Annotated in this window: 4 protein-coding genes; all 4 read left to right on the plus strand. The window is 65.7% G+C overall.

Annotated features, from left to right (window positions below; genetic code table 11):
- The coding region (locus EOA75_RS28935; RefSeq protein WP_164747627.1) for an ATP-binding cassette domain-containing protein at positions 1 to 1,146 on the plus strand (1,146 nt) is incomplete at its 5' end.
- Positions 1,147 to 1,163: 17 nt separating this feature from the next.
- Entirely contained in the window at positions 1,164 to 2,114 is a 951-nt protein-coding gene (locus EOA75_RS28940) for an ABC transporter permease (RefSeq protein ID WP_164747628.1), read from the plus strand.
- Positions 2,115 to 2,285: 171 nt separating this feature from the next.
- Entirely contained in the window at positions 2,286 to 3,170 is an 885-nt protein-coding gene (locus tag EOA75_RS28945) for an AraC family transcriptional regulator (protein ID WP_067003926.1), read from the plus strand.
- Positions 3,171 to 3,367: 197 nt separating this feature from the next.
- A partial coding sequence (locus EOA75_RS28950; protein ID WP_127325762.1) for an FGGY-family carbohydrate kinase occupies positions 3,368 to 4,757 on the plus strand: 1,390 nt, incomplete at its 3' end.

The raw sequence follows: 4,757 nt of genomic DNA on the forward strand, positions 1-4,757 counted from the left end.
TACGGCTTGACCGACTGGTCCGCGCTCCGCCGCCTGGCGGTGCGCCAGCTCGAAAGCCACGGCATGCCGGTCGATCCGAGGCGGCGCGCCGGCGACCTCGGCGCCAGCGACAGGCGCAGGCTCGCCATCATCAAGGCGGTCGCGGCCGAAGCCTCGCTGATCATCCTCGACGAGCCGACCGCAGGCCTTGCGGCGGCCGAGCGGCTGCATCTGCTGGAATGGGTCGAGAGCCTTACCCAACGGGGCACGTCTTTCATCTACATCTCGCACCACAACGACGAGGTGCGCCAGCTCTGTTCGGAATACACGGTGCTGCGCGACGGCAAGGTGACCGCCAGCGGCAAAGCGGCGGAGCCTTCGGCCGAGGCCATGGCGCGCGTCATCACCGGCGCCGACGTCGCCGAATTCCACCGCGCCCGCAAGGATCATGGCGCGGCCATCGAGCTCAGCGGGCTATCCTTTTCCGGCGGCGGCCCGGTCGATCTTGCGATCGGCCACGGCGAGATCGTCGGCCTCGTCGGCCTGCTCGGCGAAGGGCCGCAGGAATTGATGCGGGCGCTGGGCGGCCTGCTGCCCATCGAGGCCGGTGCCGTCCTGATCGATGGCCGGGAAGCGCGTCTCGGCTCGCCGGGGCAGAGCCTCGGCTCGGGCATTGCCTACCTCACGCATGACCGCATCGGCGAAGGCCTGGTCGGCTCGATGTCGGTGACCGAGAACCTCAACCTCGGCAATTGGCCGCTATCGCTCGGCTGGCTGGTGAGCGGCGCCGGCATGAACCGCCGCATGCGCGAGGCGCGCGGCGCCATGGAGATCGTCATGGGCAGCGGCGCCCAGGAGATCGGCGAGTTGTCTGGCGGCAACCAGCAGAAGGTGCTGCTTGGCCGGCTGCTGGAACGCAAGCCGAGATTGCTTCTGCTCGACGAACCGACCGTCGGCGTCGATGTCGCCGCCAAGGAGCAGATCCACCGCCTGATCGACGATGCGACGAAGGAGGGCGTTAGCATGCTTCTGCTCGCGCAGGACCCGGAAGAGATGCAGCGCCTCGTCGACCGCGTGGTGATCTTCTCCAAGGGTCGAATCGCGCGAATGCTGCGCGGCGCCGAGATCACCATCGATGCGATCGCCGAAGCGAGAGCGGCGCGATGACAGGGGCAGTATCAGACATGACCAGCAAAAAATTCCTTCTCGACAATGTGGTCTGGATCCTGATCATCGTGTTCAGCATCCTCGCCGGCTTCCTCAATCCCTTCTTCCTTTCGGAAGGCAATCTGCAGAACGTGCTGGTGCAGGCGACCACGCTGGGCGTGCTGGTGCTGGCGGTCTCCTTCACGCTTCTGATCGGCGAGATCGATCTCTCGGTGGTCGGCAATCTGGTCTTCTCGAGCATGGTCGGCGCCTATGCCATGCAGCAGTTCGGCGTCCACTGGACGCTGGCCGTGCTCATCACCATCGTTGCCGGGGTGCTCGTCGGTCTGCTCAACGGCTACTTCGTCGCCTATTTGCGCATGAATTCGCTGATCGCGACGCTGGCCATGGGGCTTTTTCTGCAAGGCGCGGTGCTCGGCGCCACCCAGGCCCGCACCATGGTGGTGACCGATGAAGGCTACAGCTACATAGGCAGCGCCACCATCGGCAGCTGGCCGGTAATGCCGATCGCCCTCTTCGTCGCCTATCTCCTGGCGCATGTCGTGCTTGCTTATTCGGCCTGGGGTCGCAACCTCTATGCCACCGGCGGCAACCGCCGGGCGGCGAATGCCGCAGGCATCAACGTCAAGCGCGCGAGGCTTGGCGCCTTCAGCGCTTCCGGCTTCCTCGCTGGAGTGGCCGGCTTCCTCTACACCTCCTATCTCGGCGGCGTCAGCGTGACCGTCGGCAGCACGACGCTGCTCTATGCCGTGGCAGCACCCGTCATCGGCGGCGTTTCGCTGTTCGGCGGCCGCGGCCGCGTCATCGGCATGCTCGGCGGCACGCTGCTCATCACCGTCATCCAGACCGGCCTGCAGCTCATCAACGTCTCGGCCTATTACATTCAGATGATCGGCGGCGCGATGATCCTGCTTGCGATCGCCGTCGATGCCTTCCGCATAAGGAGCGAGGAACGCGGCGTCGTTTGAGGCGCCGCTCAGCGGCGTGGAGGCTCAGAATAGTCAAAAAAGTACCAATGGAGTGACGCGAACATGGTGGCGAAGATCTTGTCGGCTCGGTAGCTTGGCTGACATGAGGCCGAAACCGGACGGCGCGTCGTAGAGGGGACGCGCCTTGGCTTCAATACGGGAGGAGCAGCGATGAAACCCGATCTTGAAGTTGTGCAGATCAGGCCGGGCGAGTCTTTCACTGCCTGGTCGCACGGTTACCCGTTCCGCACGGTGCGCTGGCATTTCCATCCGGAATACGAACTGCATCTCATCGTCGCCACCCGCGGCCGCTATTTCGTCGGCGACTTCATCGGCGAGTTCGAGCCGGGCAATCTGGTGCTGACCGGCCCCAACCTGCCGCACAACTGGGTGAGCGATGTGCCGAAGGACGCGACGGTGCCGCTGCGCTGCCGCATCATCCAGTTCAATGAAGGCTTTATCGACGGCGCCATCAACACCTTCCCCGAGCTCGCGGCGCTGACGCCGGTGCTCGAAGCCTCGCGCCGCGGCGTGCTGTTCAGCCGCCAGACCAGCAAGCAGCTTGGCCCGCTGATGGAAGAGATCATGAATTCGCAAGGCGTGCGCCGCATCGAACTGTTCATGATGATAATGGGTCTGCTCAGCCGCGCCGAAGGCGCGCGCATGCTGGCCAGCGCGAGCTACCTGCCCGATCCGTCGGGCTATATGTCGGCCGGCATCAACAAGGCGCTTGCCTATCTGCGCGAGAACCTGACCCAGCCCTTCAGCGAGACGGACCTGGCCGCCATCGCCGGCCAGTCGCCCAGTGTATTCTCCCGCTCCTTCCGCCAGCACACCGGTATGACGCTGGTTCAGTATGTGAAGCGGCTGCGCATCAACCTGGCCTGCCAGATGCTGATGAGCGACGAGCAGGCTTCGATCACCAGCATCTGCTTCGAGGTCGGCTACAACACCCTTTCCAACTTCAACCGGCAGTTTCTCGCCGAAAAGGGCATGACGCCCTCGCATTTCCGGCGGCTGACACTGCACAACATCAACCTGGCGAAAGCGGCCTAGCCAGCCGGCACGACAAGCAGCGGCGTCGAATTGGCATGGGCAAACGTGCGCGGCAAGGCAAAGCTTTGCCTGCGCCGCTAGCCGGAACGGCAACACCGATAGGGAACGAAGGTGACATCACCGTCCGCGACCTTGTCATCCTGCCGCAAAGCAATGACCTATAGCAACCGAACGGATCGGGCGAAGGATCTGAAGTCATGAGCAGTCATTTCATCGGCATCGACATCGGCACCGGCAGTGCCCGCGCGGGCGTCTTCGACGAAGCGGGCGCCATGCTTGCGTCCGCCAAGGCCGACATCGCCACCTGGCATGCCGAAGGCCATATCGTCGAGCAATCGAGTAATGACATCTGGCGCGCCGTTGCTACGACCGTCCGCGAGGCGGTGTCGCTTGCCGGCATCTCGGCGCAGTCGGTGCATGGCATCGGCTTCGACGCCACCTGCTCGCTTGTCGTTCTGGGGCCGGGTGGCGAGCCGCTGACGGTCAGCCCGTCAGGGGATCCCGAGCGCAACATCATCGTCTGGATGGACCACCGCGCCACCGAGCAGGCGCGCAGGATCAACGGCACCGGCGAGGACGTGCTGCGCTATGTCGGCGGCACAATCTCGCCCGAGATGGAAACCCCGAAGCTCTTATGGCTCGCCGAGAACATGCCGCGGACCTTCGCCGCGGCATGGCAGTTCATGGATCTCGCCGATTTCCTCACCTGGCGCGCCACCGGCAGCCTGGCGCGCTCGACCTGCACGGTGACTTGCAAATGGACCTATCTCGCGCACGAGGCACGCTGGGATGATGGCTATTTTCGCAAGGTCGGGCTCGGCGCGCTCGCGGATGAGGAATTTGCCCGGATCGGCACCGAGGTCGTGGCGCCGGGGAGCGCGCTGCCCGACGGCTTGAGGAGCAAGGCGGCGGCCGAGCTTGGCCTTTTGCCCGGAACGCCGGTCGCCGCCGGCATGATCGATGCGCATGCCGGCGGCATCGGCTCGGTCGGCGCGCGCGGCGGCGCCGGCGATGTGACCACGCGCATGGCCTATGTCTTCGGCACTTCGGCCTGCACCATGACGACGACCGAGCAGGCGGCTTTCGTGCCGGGCGTGTGGGGGCCCTATTTCTCCGCGATGGTGCCGGGGCTGTGGCTGAACGAAGGCGGCCAGTCGGCCGCGGGCGCCGCCATCGATCGCCTGGTCGGCATGCACCCCGCCGCCGTCGAGCTGGCCGGGATCGCGGCGCGAGGCGGCCAGAACCTCAGCCAGTGGCTGGCGCAGGAGGCGGAGCGGCATGGCGGTGCGGCGAAGGCGGACAGACTGGTCGGCGGCTTGCATGTCGTTCCCGAATTTCTAGGCAATCGTGCCCCCTTGGCCAATCCCGACGCGCGCGGACTGGTCGCCGGCTTGGACATGGCGACCGGGGCCGACAGTCTCGTCGCGCTCTATGTCGGCGGCCTCTGCGGCCTCGGCTATGGCGCCCGCCAGATCCTGGCGGCCATGCATGGCCGCGGCATCAAGATCGACACGATCGCCATCAGCGGCGGCGCAGGGCAGAGCCCGCTCGTGCGGCAGCTCATCGCCGACTCCGCCGGCAAGGTGG

Source organism: Mesorhizobium sp. M1A.F.Ca.IN.022.07.1.1 (assembly GCF_003997575.1).
Taxonomy (GTDB): Bacteria; Pseudomonadota; Alphaproteobacteria; order Rhizobiales; family Rhizobiaceae; genus Mesorhizobium.

What these genes read in the sequence shown, in the direction of transcription:
- EOA75_RS28940 (WP_164747628.1), top strand. Translation starts at nt 1,164, where the DNA reads ATGACCAGCAAAAAATTCCTTCTCGACAATGTGGTCTGGATCCTGATC.
- EOA75_RS28945 (WP_067003926.1), top strand. Translation starts at nt 2,286, where the DNA reads ATGAAACCCGATCTTGAAGTTGTGCAGATCAGGCCGGGCGAGTCTTTC.